This is a genomic window from Agrococcus sp. GCM10030265 (assembly GCF_042666675.1).
GTDB lineage: Bacteria > Actinomycetota > Actinomycetes > Actinomycetales > Microbacteriaceae > Agrococcus.
The window spans coordinates 567,275-586,700 of sequence record NZ_JBHTCZ010000001.1; the positions used below are offsets into that span (position 1 = coordinate 567,275).

The following is a 19,426-nucleotide window of genomic DNA, read 5'->3' on the forward strand; positions in this document are numbered from 1 at the left end:
GACAGGAATGTCATTCGAGGCGGTCCGCACAGGCACGTCGGATCCGCGCACAGCGGCTCCACATCTCACAACCGTGTAGTTCCCGCTGGATGACAGGAATCCTGTCATCCCTCCACACCTTCCACACCGGTTATGACCATTCCTGAGAGAGATGTCATTCCACGCCCCGATGACCGTCGCCGGCCGGCTCCGGCCCGCCGCTGGCTCGCCGCTGCGCTGTGACACAATGACCGGGCTGGATCGAAGGAGTGCGCCGTGAGGTTCGTCATCCACAGGGATGTCTTCGCAGAGGCCGTGTCGTTCGCGGTGAAGCTGCTGCCGCAGCGCTCGACGCTGCCCATCCTCACGGGTGTGCGCATCGAGGCCGCTGCCGGCAAGGTCACGCTCTCGACGTTCGACTACGAGGTGTCCGCCACGACGTCGGTCGACGCCGACGTCGAGACCGAGGGCACCGTGCTCGTCTCCGGCCGTCTGCTCAGCGACATCGCCGGTCGTCTGCCGCAGCGCGAGATCGTGGTCGAGGAGGCCGACGGCATCGTCAAGGTGCAGTGCGGCTCGGCCAAGTTCACGCTGCTGAAGATGCCGATCGAGGAGTACCCGACCCTGCCCGAGGTCGCCGGCCGCACGGGCGTCGTGCCCGGCTCGGCGTTCGCCGAGGCCGTGTCGCAGGTCGCCGTCGCCGCCTCCCGCGAGGACGTCACCCCCGTCATCACCGGCGTGCAGCTCGAGGCGTCGGAGACGACGCTGTCGCTCATCGCGACCGACCGCTACCGCGTCTCCGTGCGCAGCATCCCGTGGGATGCCGGCGACGACACCGAGGTGCTCACGGCGCTCGTGCCCGCGCGCACCATCTCCGAGGTCGGCCGCACGTTCGGCTCCGCGGCGCAGATCTCGGTGACGATGTCCGAGCCCGGCGAGCGCCAGCAGATCGCCTTCTCGGCCGGCGACAAGACCGTCACGAGCCTGCTCATCAAGGGCAACTACCCGCCCGTGCGCCGCCTCTTCCCGACCGAGACCCCGCACCACGCCGTGCTCAACACGGCCGACCTCGTCGAGGCCACGCGTCGCGTGCAGCTCGTGCTCGAGCGCGAGGCCGCGCTGCGCTGCACCTTCGAGGACGGCCAGGTCACCCTCGAGGCGATCGGCTCCGAGCAGGCGCAGGCGCAGGAGTCGGTGGATGCCGTGCTCACCGGCGAGGACATCGTCCTGTCGATCAAGCCGCAGTTCCTGCTCGACGGCCTCGGCGCGACGCACTCGGAGTTCGTGCGGGTGGCGTTCACGCGCTCCGAGACGACGAACAAGCCCGGCCCGATGCTCATCACGGGCCAGACGTCGCGCGACGACGCCGGCGCGACCGACTTCCAGTACCTGCTGCAGCCCAACCTGCTGCTGCGCTGATCGGAGCGAAGCCATGACGCAGCTCGGCATCGTCGGACTCGGCCGCATGGGCGGCAACATGCGCGAGCGCGTGCGCGCCGCGGGCATCGAGGTCGTCGGCTACGACCGCAACCCCGAGGTCACCGACGTCGCGAGCGTCGAGGAGCTCGTCGCGTCGCTCGCAGCCCCGCGCACGATCTGGGTCATGGTGCCCGCCGGCGAGATCACGGCGGCCGTGATCGCCGACCTCGCCGAGCGCCTCGAGCCCGGCGACCTCGTGATCGACGGCGGCAACTCGCGCTTCACCGAGGATGCGACGCATGCCGCGCTGCTCGGCGAGCGCGGCATCCGCTTCCTCGACGTCGGCGTCTCGGGCGGCATCTGGGGGCTCGAGAACGGCTACGGCCTCATGGTGGGCGGCGAGACGGACGACGTCGAGCGCACCATGCCGATCTTCGACGCGCTGCGGCCGGAGGGTCCTCGCGAGGAGGGCTTCGTGCACGCGGGCGGCGTCGGCGCCGGCCACTACGTGAAGATGGTGCACAACGGCATCGAGTACGGGCTGATGCAGGCGTACGCCGAGGGCTTCGAGCTGCTCGAGAAGTCGCCGATCGTGTCGAACGTGCCCGGCTCGTTCAAGGCGTGGCAGCGCGGCACCGTCATCCGCTCGTGGCTGCTCGACCTCATGGTGCGCGCGCTCGACGCCGACGACGACCTCTCCGACATCGACGGCTACGTCGAGGACTCGGGCGAGGGCAGGTGGACGGTCGAGGAGGCCATCGCTAACGCCGTGCCGCTGCCGGTCATCTCGGCGGCGCTCTTCGCGCGCTTCGAGTCGCGGCAGGACGACAGCCCTGCGATGAAGGCCGTCGCGGCGCTGCGCAACCAGTTCGGCGGCCACGCGGTCAAGCCGGCGGAGTGAGCGTGGCGGCGTCATGCACGTGAGCCGCCTCGAGCTGACCGACTTCCGCAACTACGAGCGCGCGATCGTCGAGCTCGAGCCGGGCGTCACGCTGCTCATCGGCCGCAACGGCCAGGGCAAGACCAACCTCGTCGAGGCGCTTGTCGTCGCCGCGACGGGCGCGAGCCACCGGGTGAGCCATGACGCGGCGCTCGTGCGCGCCGGCCACGAGCAGGCGTTCGTGCGCACGAGCCTCACGAACGGCGAGCGCACCATCGGCGTCGACCTGCAGATCCAGGCGAAGGGATCGAACAAGGCGCAGGCCTCCGGGCATCCCGTGCGCATGGGCGAGCTGCCCCGCTACCTGCGCACCGTGCTGTTCAGCCCGGAGGATCTCGCGCTCGTGCGTGGCGATCCCGGTGGCAGGCGTCGGATGCTCGACCAGCTCATCGTGCAGCGCAGCCCGCGCATGGGGTCGGTGATGAGCGATCTCGAGCGCGTGCTGCGGCAGCGGTCGAGCCTGCTGAAGTCGGCGAGGTCGTCGCGGCTGAAGCCCGACGACCTCACGACGCTCGACGTCTGGGACGAGCGGCTCGTCGCCCTCGGCCTCGAGGTGGAGCGCGCGAGGCGGGCGCTCGTCGACGAGCTGCAGCCCCACGTGGCAGCGGCGTACCGCACGGTGGCGGGCGACGAGCACGCGACCGAGATCCGTCTCGTCTCGGAGGTGCCGGAGGACGAGGCCGCGTACGCCGAGGCGCTCCGAGCCCGTCGGCGCGACGAGCTCGACCGCGGGGTCAGCCTGCTCGGCCCGCATCGCGACGACCTCGACCTCGACCTCGGCGGCCTGCTGGCGCGCCACTACGCGAGCCACGGGGAGTCGTGGTCGTACGCGCTCGCGCTGCGGCTCGCGGCGGCCGAGCTCATCCGCCACGACGCGGCAGGCGACCCGGTCGTGATCCTCGACGACGTGTTCGCCGAGCTCGATGCCGGCCGGCGCGAGCGGCTCGCGGTCGCGGTCTCGGGCTTCGAGCAGGTGCTCATCACCGCCGCGGTCGACGACGACGTGCCGGACGTGCTCGCCGGCCGCCGCATCCGCATCGCCGCGGGCGCGGTCGTCGAGGACTCGGCTGCGGGGGCTGCATGAGGGATCTCGACGCCGACCGCGACGAGCCCGAGCGCGTGTGGATGCGCATCCGGGCCCGCTTCGGCGACCCCGCGATCACGACGAAGGACGGCCGCACGCGCGCGCGCCGTGCGATCGGCTCCGAGCCGTTCACGGCCGGTCGCGACCCCGTGGGGCTCGGCGGCGTGCTCGACCGCATGGTGGCCGACGCGGGCTGGCAGGGCGAGATGGCGCAGGGCGGCGTGCTCGCCGAGTGGCCGCGCATCGTCGGCGCCGAGAACGCCGAGCGCACGACGCCCGAGGGCATCGAGGACGGGCTCCTCGTCGTGCGCTGCGTGTCGACGGCATGGGCGCAGCAGATGCGGCTCATGCGCGCCGACATCACCTCGCGAATCCTGACGACCTTCCCGGATGCCGGCGTCGTCGGCATCCGCTTCGTCGGGCCTGAGCAGCCGACGTTCCTGCGCGGGCCCCGCGTCGTGCGCGGCCGCGGCCCGCGCGACACCTGGGGATGAGCGGCGCGACGCGCCTTCCGTAGGCTGGTCGGGAGCCCTGCCCGGGCCTCCACCCCGTCCCGAGGAGTCGAACCGTGCACGTCGACGAGCTGCTGGCGGGCGCTCCCGCGCCCCTCGCCATCCCCGCATCCGACGTCGCGGCCGCGCTCGATCCGGCGCTGGTGCAGATCGTGCTCGACGACGACCCCACGGGCACCCAGTCGGTCGCCGACCTGCCGGTGCTGACGCGGTGGGAGGCCGAGGATCTCGACTGGGCGCTCGCGACCGGCGCACCGGCCGTGTACGTGCTGACGAACACGCGCTCGCTGAGCGAGGAGGATGCCGCGACCCGCAATCGCGAGGTCGTCGCCGTCGCGCTCGCGGCCGCCGAGCGCGCGGGGCGGCGCGCGTCGTTCGTGAGCCGCGGGGACTCGACGCTGCGCGGCCACTTCCCGTTGGAGACCGACGTGCTGCGCGAGGCGATCGTCGCCGCCGGCGGCACGGCGCCGCGGCTGACGGTGCTCGTGCCCGCCTTCCCCGACGCGGGGCGCATCACGGTCGGCGCCGTGCACCACTGGGTGGTCGACGGCGAGGCGACCCCGGTGGGGGAGACGGCGTTCGCGGGCGATCCCACGTTCGGCTTCGCATCGTCGGACCTGCGCGACTGGGTGCAGGAGAAGACCGCGGGGCGCATCGGCCGCGACGAGGTGCTCGCCCTCACGCTGCCCATCATCCGCTCGGGCACCGACGCCGTCGTCGAGGCGCTACGACCGCTGCCCGACGGCGCGGTCGTCGTGGTCGACGTCGTCGACGAGGCCGACATGCGGCAGGTGGCGCTCGCGCTGCACGCGCTCGAGCGCGAGGGCGTGGGTGCGCTCCTTCGGGTCGGCCCGCCCTACCCCAGAGCCCACATCGGCCAGGAGGTCGCGCCGCCCGTCGCCGCGAGCGACGTCGCGTTCGCGCACGATCGAGGTGGGCTCGTCGTCGTCGGCAGCCACGTGCCGCTCACGACGCAGCAGCTCGAGGCGCTCCGCGCCGCCCGGCCCGAGACGGCGACGATCGAGCTCGACGTGCGAGCGCTCATCGGCGACGACCGCGACGCCCATCTCGCCGAGCGCACCGCCGCCGTGGCCGAGGCGATCGGCACGGGCACCGTCATCGTGCACACGACGCGCGAGCGCATCGACGGGGCGGACGGCGACGCGAGCCTCGAGATCGCCCGCCGCGTGTCGTCGGGCGTCGTCGAGCTCGTGCAGCGCGTGCTGGAGGTCGCGCCGCCGCGCTTCGTCGTGGCGAAGGGCGGCATCACGTCAAGCGACGTGGCGTCGGAGGCGCTGCGCATCCGCCGCGCACGCGTCGTGGGCCCGATGCTGCCCGGCATCGTCTCGCTGTGGCAGCCGGACGGCGGACCGGCCGACGGCATCCCGTACGTCGTCTTCGCCGGCAACGTCGGCGACGCGGACTCGCTCGCGAGGGTCGTCGCGACGCTCGCCGACTGACCTCGTCGGCGCCGCTGCCGCGACGCCGACGTCTCGGACATGCTGCGTGCGCAGGCGTCGCCCCGGCCCCTGGCGTCGCGCCGAGCGCGAGATCGGTGCGACGACGGCCCGCCGACCGCAGCATCCCCCTAGATACAAGGTAGAATCGTAGGGTTGCGCGCGCGTGCGCGCGCGAGGGATTCCGAGGGAGCTGCAGGACGCATGGCGGACGAGACGCAGGACGAGTACGGGGCCGATCAGATCCAGATCCTGGAGGGCCTCGAGGCCGTCAGGAAGCGTCCAGGCATGTACATCGGGTCGACGGGCCCGCGCGGCCTGCACCACCTGGTGTACGAGATCGTCGACAACTCCGTCGACGAGGCGCTCGCCGGGTACTGCGACCTCATCGCGATCCGCATGCTCGCCGACGGCGGCATCGAGGTCGTCGACAACGGGCGCGGCATCCCCGTCGATCCGCACTCCTCCGACCCGTCGAAGTCGACGCTCGAGGTCGTCCTCACGGTGCTGCACGCCGGCGGCAAGTTCGGTGGCGGCGGCTACGCCGTCTCCGGCGGCCTCCACGGCGTCGGCTCGTCGGTCGTGAACGCGCTGTCGTCGCGCCTCGAGGTCGAGATCCGCCGCCAGGGCAACCTCTGGACGCAGGCGTTCGAGGTCGGCGAGCCGATGGGGCCGCTCGTCAAGGGCGAGGCGACCGACCAGACGGGCACGACCCTCCGGTTCTGGCCGAGCGCCGACATCTTCGAGACCACCGAGTTCGACTACGACACGCTCGCGAAGCGCTTCCAGCAGACCGCGTTCCTCAACAAGGGCCTGCGGATCCACGTGACCGACGAGCGACCCGAGCACGGCGACGTCGCCGACGACGGGTCGGTCACGCCGCGGTTCGAGGAGTTCTACTACGAGAACGGGCTGCGCGACTACGTCGAGCAGCTCAACCGCACGAAGAAGGTCGAGCTCGTGCACGACGAGATCATCGACTTCGAGACGGAGGACGTCGAGCGGCGCATGTCGGTCGAGATCGCCATGCAGTGGACGACGGGCTACCAGGAGGCCGTCTACACGTACGCGAACGTCATCAACACCCACGAGGGCGGCACGCACGAGGAGGGCTTCCGCGCGGCGCTCACGAGCCTCGTGAACCGGTACGCCCGCTCGACGAACCAGCTGCGCGAGAAGGACGAGAACCTCTCGGGCGACGACGTGCGCGAGGGCCTCACCGCCATCGTCTCCGTCAAGCTCGGCGAGCCGCAGTTCGAGGGCCAGACGAAGACGAAGCTCGGCAACACCGAGGCGAAGTCGTTCGTGCAGAAGGTCGTGAACGAGCAGCTCGGCGACTGGTTCGAGCGCAACCCGTCCTCCGCGAAGGACATCGTGCGCAAGGCCATCCAGGCTGCGACGGCGCGCATCGCCGCCCGCAAGGCGCGCGAGCAGACGCGACGCAAGGGCCTGCTCGAGTCGGGCGGCATGCCCGGCAAGCTGAAGGACTGCCAGTCGCGCAACCCGAACGAGTGCGAGATCTTCCTCGTCGAGGGCAACTCGGCAGGCGGCTCGGCCGTGCAGGGGCGCGACCCGCGCACGCAGGCGATCCTCCCGCTGCGCGGCAAGGTGCTCAACGTCGAGAAGGCGCGCCTCGACCGCGCGCTGCAGAACACCGAGATCCAGTCGATGATCACCGCGTTCGGCGCCGGCCTCGGCGAGGACTTCGACCCCGACAAGGTGCGGTACCACAAGATCGTGCTCATGGCCGATGCCGACGTCGACGGTCAGCACATCACGACGCTGCTGCTCACGCTGCTCTTCCGCTACATGCGCCCCCTCATCGATCGCGGCTACGTCTACCTGGCCGCGCCGCCGCTCTACAAGATGAAGTGGACGCAGGGCGAGCCCGACTACGCGTTCTCGGACCGGGAGCGCGACGAGCTGCGCCGCATCGGCGAGGAGGCCGGCCGACGCCTGCCGAAGGCGAACGACGGCGGCATCCAGCGCTACAAGGGCCTCGGCGAGATGAACTACTCCGAGCTGTGGGAGACGACGATGGACCCCGACACCCGGGTCCTCAAGCAGGTGACGCTCGAGGACGCCGCCGTGGCCGACACCGTCTTCTCGACCCTCATGGGCGAGGACGTCGAGTCGCGCCGCACGTTCATCCAGCGCAACGCGAAGGACGTGCGGTTCCTGGACATCTAGGCGAACGCCTGCATCCACGAACCCCACGCCACGAATCCAGGACGCGAGCATGACCGACACCACCACCAACGAGCCGAACCACGGCCGCATCGAGCAGGTCGACCTGCAGCTCGAGATGCAGCGGTCGTACCTCGACTACGCGATGAGCGTCATCATCGGGCGCGCGCTGCCCGAGGTGCGCGACGGGCTGAAGCCCGTGCACCGGCGCGTGCTGTACGCGATGTACGACGGCGGCTTCCGCCCCGACAAGGCGTTCTCGAAGTGCGCGCGCGTCGTCGGCGACGTCATGGGGCAGTACCACCCGCACGGCGACTCGCCCATCTACGACACCCTCGTGCGCCTCGTGCAGCCCTGGGCGATGCGGCACCCGCTCGCGCTCGGGCAGGGCAACTTCGGCTCGGCAGGCAACGACGAGGCGGCCGCGCCCCGGTACACCGAGACCAAGATGGCGCCCATCGCGATGGAGATGGTGCGCGACATCGACGAGGACACCGTCGACTTCCAGGACAACTACGACGGCTCCACGCAGGAGCCCATCGTGCTGCCCGCGCGATTCCCGAACCTGCTCGTCAACGGCTCCGTCGGCATCGCCGTCGGCATGGCGACGAACATCCCTCCGCACAACCTGCGCGAGGTCGCCGAGGGTGCCATCTGGCACCTCGAGCACCCGGAGGTGTCGCAGGAGGAGCTGCAGGATGCGCTGATCGCGCGCATCAAGGGGCCCGACTTCCCGACGGGCGCGCAGATCCTCGGCACGCGCGGCATCCAGGAGGCGTACCGCACGGGTCGCGGCTCGATCCGCATGCGGGCCGACGTCTCGGTCGAGGAGATCCACGGGCGCACGTCGCTCGTCGTCACGTCGCTGCCGTACCAGGTCAACCCCGACAACCTGGCCGTGAAGATCGCCGACCTCGTGAAGGATGGCAAGATCTCGGGCATCGCAGACCTGAAGGACGAGACCTCGGGCCGCACGGGCCAGCGCCTCGTCATCACGCTGAAGCGCGACGCCGTCGCGAAGGTCGTGCTCAACAACCTGTACAAGCACACGCAGCTGCAGGACAACTTCTCGGCCAACATGCTCGCGATCGTCGACGGCGTGCCGCGCACGCTGCCGATCGACGGCTTCATCACCCACTGGGCGGCGCACCAGGTCGAGGTGATCGTGCGCCGCACGCAGTACCGCCTGCGCGAGGCCGAGAAGCGCATGCACATCCTGCGCGGCTACCTCGCGGCGCTCGACGCGCTCGACGAGGTCATCGCGCTCATCCGCCGCTCGCCGAACGCCGACGAGGCGCGCACGGGCCTCATGGAGCTGCTGTCGATCGACGACGTGCAGGCGCGCGCCATCCTCGAGCTGCAGCTGCGACGCCTGGCGGCGCTCGAGCGCCAGCGCATCCAGGACGAGGCGACCGAGCTCGAGGAGAAGATCGCCGACTTCGAGGACATCCTCGGCGACGACGCACGACAGCGCTCGATCATCGTCGACGAGCTCACCGAGATCGTCGACAAGCACGGCGACGACCGACGCACGCACATCGTGCCCGGCGGCGACGGCGACGTCTCGATGGAAGACCTCATCCCCGAGGAGCAGATGGTCGTCTCGCTGACGCGAGGCGGCTACGTGAAGCGCACCCGCATCGACAACTACCGGGCGCAGCACCGCGGCGGCAAGGGCGTGCGCGGCGCGCAGCTGCGCGCCGACGACCTCGTGCAGCACTTCGAGGTCACCTCGACCCACAACTGGCTGCTGTTCTTCACGAACCTCGGCCGCGTGTACCGCGCGAAGGCGTACGAGATCGTCGAGGCCGGCCGCGACGCGAAGGGCCTGCACGTCGCGAACCTGTTGGCGATGCAGCCCGACGAGACGGTGCAGCAGGTGCTCGCCGTGCGCGACTACCAGGCGGCCGAGTACCTCGTGCTCGCCACCCGCGACGGCCAGGTCAAGAAGACGCGCCTCGAGCTGTACGACACGAACCGCACCGGCGGCATCATCGCCATCGACCTGCGCGACGGCGACGAGCTGGTGTCGGCGATGCTCGTCGACCAGTCGGACGACGTCCTCGTCGTGTCCCGCGCGGGCCAGGCGGTGCGCTTCACCGCATCCGACGAGAAGCTGCGCCCCATGGGTCGCAAGACCGCAGGAGTGAAGGGCATCACGCTCGTCGACGGCGACACGGTGCTCAACGTGATGGTCGCGCCGCACGACGGCTACGTCTTCGTCGTGACCGAGCACGGCTACGCCAAGAAGACGCTCGTCACCGAGTACCGCCTCACGGGGCGCGGGGCGAAGGGCGTCGGCACCTACAGCCGCGGCGCCGAGGACCGCGGCGGCCTGGCGGGCGCGCTCATCGTGCGTGCCTCCGACGAGGTGCTCGTGATCCGCGCGAGCGGCAAGGTCGTGCGCTCGTCGACGGGCGAGGTGAACGCCACGAGCCGCATGACGAAGGGCGTGCAGTTCGCGTCGGTCAGCGACAAGGATCCGATCGTCGCGATCGCCATCAACCCGGAGGCCGAGATCGAGGAGGCCGTCGAGGAGGCGGTCGAGCTCGCCGACGAGCAGGGCGTGCCCGCAGCATCGCTCGCTGCGGCAGGCATCGCGGCCGACGAGCCCGGCGACGCGACGTCCGACGACGATGCCACTATCGTGGACGGGTCCAGCGGCACGGATGCGCCTGCTGAGGGTGACACGGAGGAAGCATGAGCATCGCGGAGCGACTGCAGGGCAAGGGCCCGCGACGGTCGGGCGGCAAGCAGGTGCGCCTGCGGCTCGTCTGGATCGACTTCTGGTCGGCGCTGAAGCTGTCGGCGATCGTCGGCCTCATCGCGGGCATCGTGCTCGTGGTCGTGGCGTTCGTGCTGTGGTCGCTGCTGAACCTGCTGGGGCTCTTCGGCCGCATCGACGAGACGCTGTCGGACATCCTCGGCGACTCGTTCACGGTGATGAGCTTCCTGTCGCTGCCGCAGGTGCTGCTGTTCTCGGTGATCGTGGCGCTGCTCAACTTCGTCGTCATCACGGTGCTGGGCGCCGTGTTCGCGACGCTGTACAACCTGTCGGTGCGGTTCACGGGCGGTCTGCTCGTGGGCTTCTCGAACCAGTAGGTCGGGATCCGCACCGAGGGTGTGCATGTGCACGCTCGACGCATGGTAATGTCGTTGATCGTGCGCGCGGGGCTATAGCTCAGGCGGTTAGAGCGCTTCGCTGATAACGAAGAGGTCCATGGTTCGAGTCCATGTAGCCCCACCACGCGCCACACCGGGGCCTTAGCTCAGTTGGTAGAGCGCCTGCTTTGCAAGCAGGATGTCGGGAGTTCGATTCTCCCAGGCTCCACCCCTCGAACCCCGTCCGGATCGGACGGGGTTCTTCGCGTCCCGGGAAGACGCGCGGCGATTGCGGCCGGGCGCCGCGACGGCCAGGATCGGAGTCGTCGGCGACCATGGGCCCCGGCGCCGAGAGGATCGCATGGCCGTGCACGAGGCGTCGCAGCCGTATCAGCCGCCCATCGCGCATCCGCTGCGCGCGATGGGCACCCACACGTTCGACCTCGATCGGCAGGTCGCGGTCGTCGCGATCATCGACTGCACGCCGGACTCGCCGTCCGAGGCGGGGCGCACCGTCGGCCTTGACGTCGCGGTGCGGGCGTCGATCGACGCCGTGGCCGCGGGTGCCGACTGGGTCGACCTCGGCGGCGCATCGGTCGCCGCGGGGGAGGACACGGCTGCGCACGAGGCCGAGCGCGTCGTGGCCATCGTGCGCGAGCTGCGCGCCGCATCCGACGTCGTCATCGCGGTCGACGCGTCCGACGCCGGCGTCGCGTCGGCGGCGATCGACGCGGGCGCCGACGTGATCCGCGTGGGCGGTGCGCAGGGGCCGGACCTGATCGGCGCGATCGCCGCCTCGGATGCGACGCTCGTGCTCGCGCACTCGCTCGATGCCGAGGTCGACGCGTCGACCGCGGAGGCCGCGGTGGAGGACGACGTCGTGGCGCTGCTGGAGGCCCGTGTCGCGCAGGCGCTCGACGGCGGCGTGCGTGCGGACCGCATCCTGCTCGACCCGGGGCTGGACCTCGACGGGCATGCCATCGACAGCCTGCGGCTCGCGCGGCGGCTGTCGACGGTCGCCGACCTCGGCTTCCCCGTGCTGGCGACGATGTCGAGCGCGCCGCTCCTCGGTGCCGCCGCCGACGCCTCGTCCTCGGAGCGCGGCGATCGTGCGCTCGCAGCCACGGTGTTCGCGATCACGCGCGGGGCGCGCATCGTGCGCACGCACGACGCGGCACGCACGCAGGTCGTCGTGCGGGCGACGGAGGCGCTCATGGGGTGGCGGGCCCCGGCCGACCCCATCCGCGACCTGTCGGCGTTCGACGTCTGACGCGACGCATCCGGCCGCATGGTCGGCGGATGGGCCTCCGCGCGGCGAGCAGGCGGGCCGAGACCCTGTGGATCGCCCATGCGCTCGACCATCCGGGATCAGAACCCGGTCCGAACGCGTTGTCCATGGTGTGACGCGGCGAACCTGCCGCGCGTAGCATCGCGAGCGACCGCGAAGGAGACCGACATGACCGACACCGGCACCGTCACCCAGATCCCCGGCACCGAGACCGCCGTGCTCGCAGGCGGCTGCTTCTGGGGCATGCAGGACCTCATCCGCAGGCGCCCCGGCGTCGTGCAGACCCGCGTCGGCTACACCGGCGGCGACAACGACCACGCCACGTACCGCAACCATCCCGGTCACGCCGAGGCGATCGAGATCGTCTTCGACCCGACGCAGACGAGCTTCCGCGAGCAGCTCGAGCTGTTCTTCCAGATCCACGACCCTTCGACGATCGACCGTCAGGGCAACGACATCGGCACGAGCTACCGCTCGGCGATCTTCCCCGTGACGCCCGAGCAGGAGCGCGTCGCACGCGACACGATCGCCGACGTGGACGCATCGGGCCTGTGGCCGGGCAAGGTCGTCACGACGATCGAGCCGCTCGGCGCCTTCTGGGAGGCCGAGCCCGAGCACCAGGACTACCTCGAGCGCATCCCCAACGGCTACACGTGCCACTTCGCACGCCCGGGCTGGGTGCTGCCGCGCCGCGAGGCCGACACCACGGCGTAGTCCGCCCTCGACCAGCGCATGAGACGAGCCCCGCGCCGCATGAGCGGCGCGGGGCTCGCCCGTGCCCGACGCGTCGGCGTCGCCGAGGCGCCCACGGCCGCGACTAGGCTGACCGGATGCGCATCCGAGCCGCCGCGTACTGCGTGATCCGACGGGGCGAGGGCGACGACGCGCAGCTGCTGCTCTCGCACTGGCGCGACGGCAGCCGCCACGGGTGGACGCTGCCCGGTGGCGGCATCGATCCCGGCGAGCATCCCGAGGCCGCCGCGATCCGTGAGGTGCTCGAGGAGACCGGCTACCACGCGCGGCTCACGGGCCTCCTCGGCGTGGACTCGATCGTCATCCCCGTCGCCGACAGGCTGCGCGGCGAGGGCGAGCCGCTGCACGCCATCCGCGTGGTCTACGCCGCCGAGATCACGGGCGGCGCATTGACGATCGAGGTCGACGGCTCCTCCGACGACGCGGGCTGGCATCGCGTCGCGGACATCCCGAGCCTGCGCCACGTCGGCCTGGTCGACGTCGCGCTCGGTCTGCTCGACGGCTGGCGACCCGCCGCATCATGATCGAGCGCCGACGCGGCATCGTCGACCGCCTCCTCGGGATCGTGCGGGCCGACCCCGAGCTGCCGCACACCGAGATGCTCGTGGTCGTCGATCGTGCGATGGCCCTGCGGGTGCTCGACCTCGCGGTGCGCGTCGCGGAGGCGATGCTGACGACGGGTGCGTCGGCGAACGACGTGACCCTCGCGTGCACGCGCATCGCCGCCGCATACGGCGTGCGCCCCCTGCACGTCGACACGACGTACAACTCGATCACGATCTCCTGGCAGCGCACCGTCGACCGCGAGCCGACCACCCTGCTGCGCGTCGTGCGCGCCCCCGCACCCGACCACGCGAAGCTGCAGCGCCTGCAGGCCCTGCTCGCCGACGTCGAGGCCGGCATGGCGCTCGACGACGCGCTCGCGACCTTCGACCGCATCCGCCGCACCGCCTTCACCTACCGGCCCGCCCTCGTCGTCGCCGCGCAGGGCTTCGTGACGCTCGGCGTGTGCATCTTCATGGGTGCGAGCTGGCTGCTGACGATCATCGCGTTCGTCGCCGCCGTGCTCGCGGCGGTCACGCAGCGCGGCATGGCGCGCATCCGCGTGCCGTTCTTCTTCTCGCAGGTCGTCGGCGCGCTCGTCGTCACGGCGGCGGCGGCCGCGACCGCCGCCGCGGGGGAGATGGGGATCGGGCCGTTCGTCGACATGCGCGCCTCGCTCATCGTCGCCGGCTCGATCGTGCTCATGCTCTCGGGCATGTCGGTCGTCGCGGCCGCGCAGGACGCCATCGACGGCTTCAGCCTCACGGCGCAGGGCCGCGTCATGGAGATCGTGCTGTCGACGGTGGGCGTCGCCGCCGGCGTGCTCGGCGGCCTGCACCTCGCGTCGGTCGCCGGCATCGCCATCCCCATCGCCACGGCCTTCCCGCTCGGCACCGTGTGGGAGCAGTTCGCGGGGTCGATCCTCATCGCCGTGGCGGTCGCGGTCGTCTTCGGCTCGAGCGTGCGCACGATCGTGCTGAGCGCCGGCCTCGGCGCGCTCGCGTGGGCCGGCTGGTGGGTGGGCCTCGGGCTGGGCCTCGGCGCCCCGGTCTCGAGCGCGTTCGGCGCGCTCATCACCTCGTTCGCCGGCATCCTCGTCGCCCACCGCCTGCACGTGCCGTCGATCGCGGTGACGACGGCGGCGATCGTGCCGCTCGTGCCGGGCTACGCCGTGTTCAGCGGCCTCGTGGCGCTCGTCGACGCGGAGTCGACCTCGAGCCTCGTCGGCGGCGTCGTGCAGCTGGCCGGCGCTGCGGCGATCGGTCTCGCGCTCGCCGCCGGCGCATCCCTCGGGCTCCTCGCCGGCGCACCCGTGCGGGACACGGTCGAGTCGGTCGTGCGGGGCCGCGCGCGGTTGCGCTGAGCCCGCGGGCGACTCCTCGCCCCGAGGGATCCTCCGAGCGGTTGCTATCGTCGGAAGGTTGGCCGTTCGCGGCCGACCTTCCGGAGCACGACACGCAACCGACTGGGATTCGCAACCGAACATGACACGAGACACGCACTCCGACGCGCCCGACGCGTCGACGACCGCGGAGACGAGCTCCGCACCGAGCGGCGCCAGCACCGCCGCTCCGCTGCAGGCGCAGCCCGCCACCGCGGTGCCCGACGTCACGGCGCAGCACCCCGCCCTCGAGCCCATCCCGGGCCGCAACCCGAACGCGCGCAAGGCGCCGCTCGACAGGATCGTCTTCTTCGTGGCCGCCGCGGTCGCCATCGGATTCGTCCTGTGGGGCACGCTCGCGACCGGCTCGCTGACGATGGCCGCGCAGACCGGCTTCGACTGGGTCATCCACGGCACGGGCTGGCTCTTCGCCCTCGCCGGCACGGCGTTCGTCGTGTTCGTCGTCTGCATCGCGGCGGGCCGCTACGGCACCATCACCCTCGGCGACGACGACACGAAGCCCGAGTTCTCGACGATCTCCTGGATCGCGATGATGTTCTCGGCCGGCATGGGCATCGGCCTCGTCTTCTACGGCGTCACCGAGCCCGTGAGCCATCTCGTCACGCCCCCGCCGGGCACCGAGGGCGGCGACCAGGCCGAGGCGGTGCGCACCGCCATGGCGACGACGATGTTCCACTGGACGCTGCACCCGTGGGCCATCTACGCCGTCGTCGGGCTCGCCCTCGCCTACGGCGTCTTCCGCAAGCGCCGCTCGCTGCTCATCTCGTCGGCGTTCACGTCGCTGCTGGGCAAGCGGCGCGTCGAGGGCCCCGTCGGCAAGGCGATCGACATCTTCGCGATCTTCGCGACCCTCTTCGGCTCGGCGACCTCGCTCGGTCTCGGCGCCCTGCAGATCAGCACGGGCCTCGAGATCGTCGCGGGCGTCGGGCCTCTCGGCAACGCCGCGATGGTCGGCATCATCGCCGTGCTGACCGTGCTGTTCGTGCTGTCCGCCGTCTCCGGCGTCGCGCGCGGCATCAAGTGGCTGTCGAACATCAACATGGTGCTCGCGGGCGTGCTCGCGCTCTTCGTGTTCGTCGTCGGCCCGACCGTCTTCATCCTCAACCTGCTGCCCACGACCATCGCGGGCTACGCCGAGCAGCTCGCGATGATGGCGGGTCGCACCGAGGCGGCGGGTGGCGCCGCGTTCGCCGACTGGCTCGGTGGCTGGACGATCTTCTACTGGGCGTGGTGGGTCAGCTGGACCCCCTTCGTCGGCATGTTCATCGCGCGCATCTCGCGCGGTCGCACCATCCGCCAGTTCGTCGTCGGCGTGCTCGTCGCGCCCTCGCTCGTCTCGCTCGTGTGGTTCGCGATCTTCGGCGGCCTCGGCATCCAGCAGACGATCGACGGCGTCGACGTGCTCGGAGCCGGCGGCCAGGAGGCGACGCTGTTCGCAGCGCTCGGCGAGCTGCCCCTCGGTCAGGTCACCTCGATCCTCGTCATGGTGCTCGTCGCGATCTTCTTCGTGTCGGGCGCCGACGCCGCATCCATCGTCATGGGCACCCTCTCGCACCGCGGATCGCTGACCCCGTCGCGCTGGACCGTCGTGTTCTGGGGCGTCGCGACGGGCGCCGCCGCAGCGGTCATGCTGTCGATCGGCGGCGAGGATGCGCTGAGCGGCCTGCAGCAGATCACGATCATCGCGGCGCTGCCGTTCATCGTCATCATGATCGGGCTGTGCGTCGCGCTCACGCGCGACCTCAGCCAGGACCCGGTCGTCGTGCGCAGGCAGTACGCGATCGCCGCCGTCGAGCACGCCGTCGTCGCCGGCGTCACGTCGCACGGCGACGACTTCCAGCTCGCGGTCGAGCAGACCGAGCCGGGCGAGGGCGTCGGCGAGCTCGTCGACACCCCCGAGCCCGACCTCGATCCGGCCGACGACTCGTCGCTCGAGATCGAGGAGCGGCGCGCGCTCGACGCGCAGCAGCGCATCGAGCGCGAGCGGACGTCGGATGCGTCGGCGGCCGAGCGAGGCGAGTCGGACGCGGCGGCGCAGCGCGGCTGACGCCCCTCGTCGCGACATGACGAAGGCCCCCACCTCGCGGTGGGGGCCTTCGTCGTGCCTCGACGAGCGTCAGACGCTGGGGTCGACCTCGTCGGAGTCGGGGATCCACAGGTCGTCGTCGGCGCGCAGCGTCTGCCACGCGGCGTACGCGGCACCTGCGACCGCGACGGTGCCGACGCCGATCAGCACCCACTGGAGGGCCGAGGGGCCGCTCTTCTTCGCGGGCGCCACCTCGGGCAGGCGCAGTCGCTGCACGTTGGAGATGGCGTCCTTGACGCGCTGGTCCTTCGCGATCTGCGCGTACGCGGCGAACGAGCCGAGGCCGCTCGCGACGGCGGGCAGCACCTTGTCGTTCCAGCCGTGCGTGGCGCCTGCGACCGCGTCGCGGCCCTTGTCGACGCCTCGCTTGGCGTAGCGGCGGGCCTCCGGCACGAGGGTCTCGTTGCCGTAGGCCTTCGCCTGGTCTGCAGCCTGCTGCGCGAGGAGGCCGGCACGCTCGCCGACGTCGCGCTGCACCGTCCACAGCTTCTCTGCCTGCTTGCGCAGCTTCTTGATCTCCTTCTCGCGCTTGCGAGTGAGCGTCAGCGACATGATTGCCTCCCGGGTCGTGTCTGCTCAGCATCCTGGCATGGACTCCTGACGGGCGCATGGAGAGAGCCCATGGGTTTCGCTGTGGTCGAACGGGTGCTAGCGCAGGGGTGCCGCGTGCGAGGATCGAGGCATGGCCCTCCACACCGCAGTCGCGACGATCTCCACCAACCTCGGCGACATCGAGGTCAACCTGCTCGGCAACCACGCACCCAAGACGGTCGAGAACTTCGTCGGCCTCGCGACGGGTGGCAAGGAGTGGAAGCACCCGGGCACGGGCGAGACCTCGTCGGCGCCGCTCTACGACGGCACGATCTTCCACCGCATCATCCCCGAGTTCATGATCCAGGGCGGCGACCCGCTCGGTCAGGGCATCGGCGGCCCCGGCTACCAGTTCGACGACGAGATCCACCCCGAGCTGTCGTTCGACGCCCCCTACGTGCTCGCCATGGCGAACGCCGGCATCCAGGGCGGCCGCGGCACGAACGGCTCGCAGTTCTTCATCACGACCGTGCCCACGCCGTGGCTGCGGGGCAAGCACTCGATCTTCGGCCTCGTCGAGGACGCCGAGAGCCGCAAGGTCGTCGACGCCATCCAGGCCGTCGACACCGACGGTCGCGACAAGCCCCTCCAGGACGTCGTCATCACCGGCGTCACGGTGACGCCCGTCTGAGCGTGACGCACCACCAGCCCTGCCTCGGCGCCGGGAGCCGCTCGTGACGAGCGCTCCCGGCGCCGAGGCGTGCTACCGGCACCCGAGTCGTCAGAGCTGGACGCTGTGCCAGCGCTGCGGCCGCACGATCTGCGGCTCCTGCCAGATCCAGGCGCCCGTGGGCGTGCAGTGCCCCGAGTGCGTGCGCGAAGCGAAGGTGACGTCGATCGCCTCGCATCGCCAGCAGCGCAGGCTGGCCTACGGCGGCCCCGTGCGGCGCGGCGTGCGTCGCTGGCTCGGCATGCCGACGCCCGTCACGACGTCGATCATCGCCCTCACCGCCGCCGTCGGCATCCTGCAGCTCGTCACGGGTGGCATGCGGGGCGTCGTCACGCAGTCGCTGCTCTTCTACGCGCCCTTCGCCGTCGCCGAGCCGTGGCGCTTCGTCACGGCAGCGCTCGTGCACGGCGGGCTGCTGCACTTCGTCTTCAACATGCTGACGCTCTACCTCGTGGGTCGAGGCATCGAGCAGCGGCTCGGCAGGCTGCCCTTCCTCGCGATCTACCTCGTGACCGCCGCATGGGGATCCCTCGCCGTCACGCTGCTGTCCGGCTCGGCCGTCGTCGGCGCGAGCGGTGCGATCTTCGGGCTCTTCGGCATCTACATCGGGCTGCAGCGCATGCTCGGCGGCCGCTTCGATCCGCAGATCCTCATCATCGTCGGCGTGAACCTCGCGATCGGCCTCTTCCTCTCGGGCGTCTCCTGGCAGGCGCACGTGGGCGGGCTCGTCGCCGGCGTCGCGCTCGGCTTCTGGATCGGCGCCAACCTGCGGCGGCGCGAGACGCGCCGCTCGTCGTGGGTGCCCATCGCGGTCGTCGGCGGCGCGGCCGTCGCGACGTGGATCGGCTTCCTGCTCGTCGTGCTCTGACGGCCGGGTCGCAGCCGCGACCCGCTCCGCCCGCCCCTGCTGCGGGAGCGGGCCCTCGCCGACCCGGAGCGCGCCGCGTGCCAATCCGTCGAGCGGCATGGCGACGGACCCTCGGCAGGGGAACCGCGGTGCGCTCGCCCGCCCGCGGTTCTCCACAGACTTATCCCCACCTGTGCACAACTGACAGGCGTGTGATTCGAGCGTCTTCGAACATTCGCTATGCGCGTCGCCCTCCATGCGACGCGCTGCGAACGCAGCAGGCCCGCACCGAGACGGTGCGGGCCTGCTGGCGAGGCGAAGGGGCTGGCTAGCGCCAGCGCGTGGTCATCAGGAAGCCGATGAACATGATGCCGAAGCCGATCGCGATGTTCCACGGACCGATCGACTGGATGGGCAGCGTCGAGCCCGAGATGTAGAAGACGATGACCCACAGCAGCCCGACGATGATGAAGCCGAGCATGACCGGCACGTACCACTGCGGATTGCGCGACTCCTCGTGATCGCGCGATGCGCGCGAGCGGGCGATGCTGTTCCTGGCCATGATC

General features: G+C 71.2%; 17 protein-coding genes and 2 tRNA genes. 17 read left to right on the top strand and 2 right to left on the bottom strand.

Going from position 1 to position 19,426, the window contains the following annotated elements; genetic code table 11:
- The first annotated feature begins 255 nt into the window (after positions 1 to 255).
- From dnaN to ACFQPP_RS02795, 15 genes are all read left to right on the top strand, one after another.
- On the top strand, positions 256 to 1,398 hold the full coding sequence (gene dnaN, locus ACFQPP_RS02725) for a DNA polymerase III subunit beta (RefSeq protein WP_376914973.1): 1,143 nt from the start codon (positions 256 to 258) through the stop codon (positions 1,396 to 1,398).
- A gap of 13 nt (positions 1,399 to 1,411) precedes the next feature.
- A complete protein-coding gene (gene gnd, locus ACFQPP_RS02730) occupies positions 1,412 to 2,299 on the top strand; it encodes a phosphogluconate dehydrogenase (NAD(+)-dependent, decarboxylating) (RefSeq protein WP_376914974.1) in 888 nt (295 codons plus the stop codon).
- A 13-nt stretch (positions 2,300 to 2,312) separates the two neighbouring features.
- Positions 2,313 to 3,422: a DNA replication/repair protein RecF gene (gene recF, locus ACFQPP_RS02735; RefSeq protein ID WP_376914975.1), complete on the top strand. Its 1,110-nt coding sequence runs from the start codon at positions 2,313 to 2,315 to the stop codon at positions 3,420 to 3,422.
- Entirely contained in the window at positions 3,419 to 3,916 is a 498-nt protein-coding gene (locus tag ACFQPP_RS02740) for a DUF721 domain-containing protein (RefSeq protein WP_376914976.1), read from the top strand. Before recF ends, ACFQPP_RS02740 begins: the two co-directional genes overlap by 4 nt.
- A 74-nt stretch (positions 3,917 to 3,990) precedes the next feature.
- Positions 3,991 to 5,394: a four-carbon acid sugar kinase family protein gene (locus ACFQPP_RS02745; protein ID WP_376914978.1), complete on the top strand. Its 1,404-nt coding sequence runs from the start codon at positions 3,991 to 3,993 to the stop codon at positions 5,392 to 5,394.
- 201 nt (positions 5,395 to 5,595) lie between these two features.
- Positions 5,596 to 7,581 carry a DNA topoisomerase (ATP-hydrolyzing) subunit B gene (gene gyrB / locus ACFQPP_RS02750; protein WP_376914979.1) on the top strand — a complete coding sequence of 662 codons (1,986 nt, stop codon included), beginning with the start codon at positions 5,596 to 5,598 and terminating at the stop codon, positions 7,579 to 7,581.
- A 49-nt stretch (positions 7,582 to 7,630) separates the two neighbouring features.
- Complete coding sequence (gyrA, locus tag ACFQPP_RS02755) at positions 7,631 to 10,282, top strand: DNA gyrase subunit A (protein WP_376914980.1); 2,652 nt, start codon at positions 7,631 to 7,633, stop codon at positions 10,280 to 10,282.
- Positions 10,279 to 10,680 (top strand): DUF3566 domain-containing protein, encoded by a 402-nt coding sequence (locus tag ACFQPP_RS02760; protein ID WP_376914982.1) that lies wholly within the window; start codon positions 10,279 to 10,281, stop codon positions 10,678 to 10,680. Before gyrA ends, ACFQPP_RS02760 begins: the two co-directional genes overlap by 4 nt.
- A 68-nt stretch (positions 10,681 to 10,748) precedes the next feature.
- Positions 10,749 to 10,825: transfer RNA gene (locus ACFQPP_RS02765), tRNA-Ile, on the top strand.
- Between the two features lie 11 nt (positions 10,826 to 10,836).
- Positions 10,837 to 10,909: transfer RNA gene (locus ACFQPP_RS02770), tRNA-Ala, on the top strand.
- 132 nt (positions 10,910 to 11,041) lie between these two features.
- Entirely contained in the window at positions 11,042 to 11,950 is a 909-nt protein-coding gene (locus tag ACFQPP_RS02775; RefSeq protein ID WP_376914984.1) for a dihydropteroate synthase, read from the top strand.
- 186 nt (positions 11,951 to 12,136) lie between these two features.
- A complete protein-coding gene (msrA, locus tag ACFQPP_RS02780; RefSeq protein WP_376914985.1) occupies positions 12,137 to 12,682 on the top strand; it encodes a peptide-methionine (S)-S-oxide reductase MsrA in 546 nt (181 codons plus the stop codon).
- 116 nt (positions 12,683 to 12,798) lie between these two features.
- Positions 12,799 to 13,245, top strand: coding sequence for an NUDIX hydrolase (locus tag ACFQPP_RS02785; RefSeq protein ID WP_376914986.1), 447 nt, complete (start codon positions 12,799 to 12,801; stop codon positions 13,243 to 13,245).
- Positions 13,242 to 14,627, top strand: coding sequence for a threonine/serine exporter ThrE family protein (locus ACFQPP_RS02790; RefSeq protein WP_376914987.1), 1,386 nt, complete (start codon positions 13,242 to 13,244; stop codon positions 14,625 to 14,627). The genes ACFQPP_RS02785 and ACFQPP_RS02790 overlap by 4 nt, the downstream gene beginning before the upstream one ends.
- Positions 14,628 to 14,748: 121 nt before the next feature.
- Positions 14,749 to 16,713 (top strand): BCCT family transporter, encoded by a 1,965-nt coding sequence (locus ACFQPP_RS02795; protein ID WP_376914988.1) that lies wholly within the window; start codon positions 14,749 to 14,751, stop codon positions 16,711 to 16,713.
- A gap of 69 nt (positions 16,714 to 16,782) precedes the next feature.
- Here ACFQPP_RS02795 and ACFQPP_RS02800 read toward each other — a convergent pair whose 3' ends face one another.
- A complete protein-coding gene (locus tag ACFQPP_RS02800; protein ID WP_376914990.1) occupies positions 16,783 to 17,304 on the bottom strand; it encodes a hypothetical protein in 522 nt (173 codons plus the stop codon).
- A 130-nt stretch (positions 17,305 to 17,434) separates the two neighbouring features.
- On the opposite strand from ACFQPP_RS02800, the gene ACFQPP_RS02805 reads away from it, so the two are divergent.
- Both ACFQPP_RS02805 and ACFQPP_RS02810 read left to right on the top strand, forming a co-directional pair.
- Entirely contained in the window at positions 17,435 to 17,974 is a 540-nt protein-coding gene (locus ACFQPP_RS02805; RefSeq protein ID WP_376914991.1) for a peptidylprolyl isomerase, read from the top strand.
- 43 nt (positions 17,975 to 18,017) lie between these two features.
- Positions 18,018 to 18,881, top strand: a complete 864-nt coding sequence (locus tag ACFQPP_RS02810; protein WP_376914992.1) for a rhomboid family intramembrane serine protease — start codon at positions 18,018 to 18,020, stop codon at positions 18,879 to 18,881.
- Positions 18,882 to 19,188: 307 nt separating this feature from the next.
- Here the strand turns inward: ACFQPP_RS02810 and ACFQPP_RS02815 are convergent, their stop codons facing one another.
- The gene (locus ACFQPP_RS02815; RefSeq protein WP_376914993.1) at positions 19,189 to 19,422 is read right to left on the bottom strand and encodes a cell division protein CrgA; all 234 of its coding nucleotides are present in this window, start codon (positions 19,420 to 19,422) and stop codon (positions 19,189 to 19,191) included.
- Between the last annotated feature and the right edge of the window lie 4 nt (positions 19,423 to 19,426).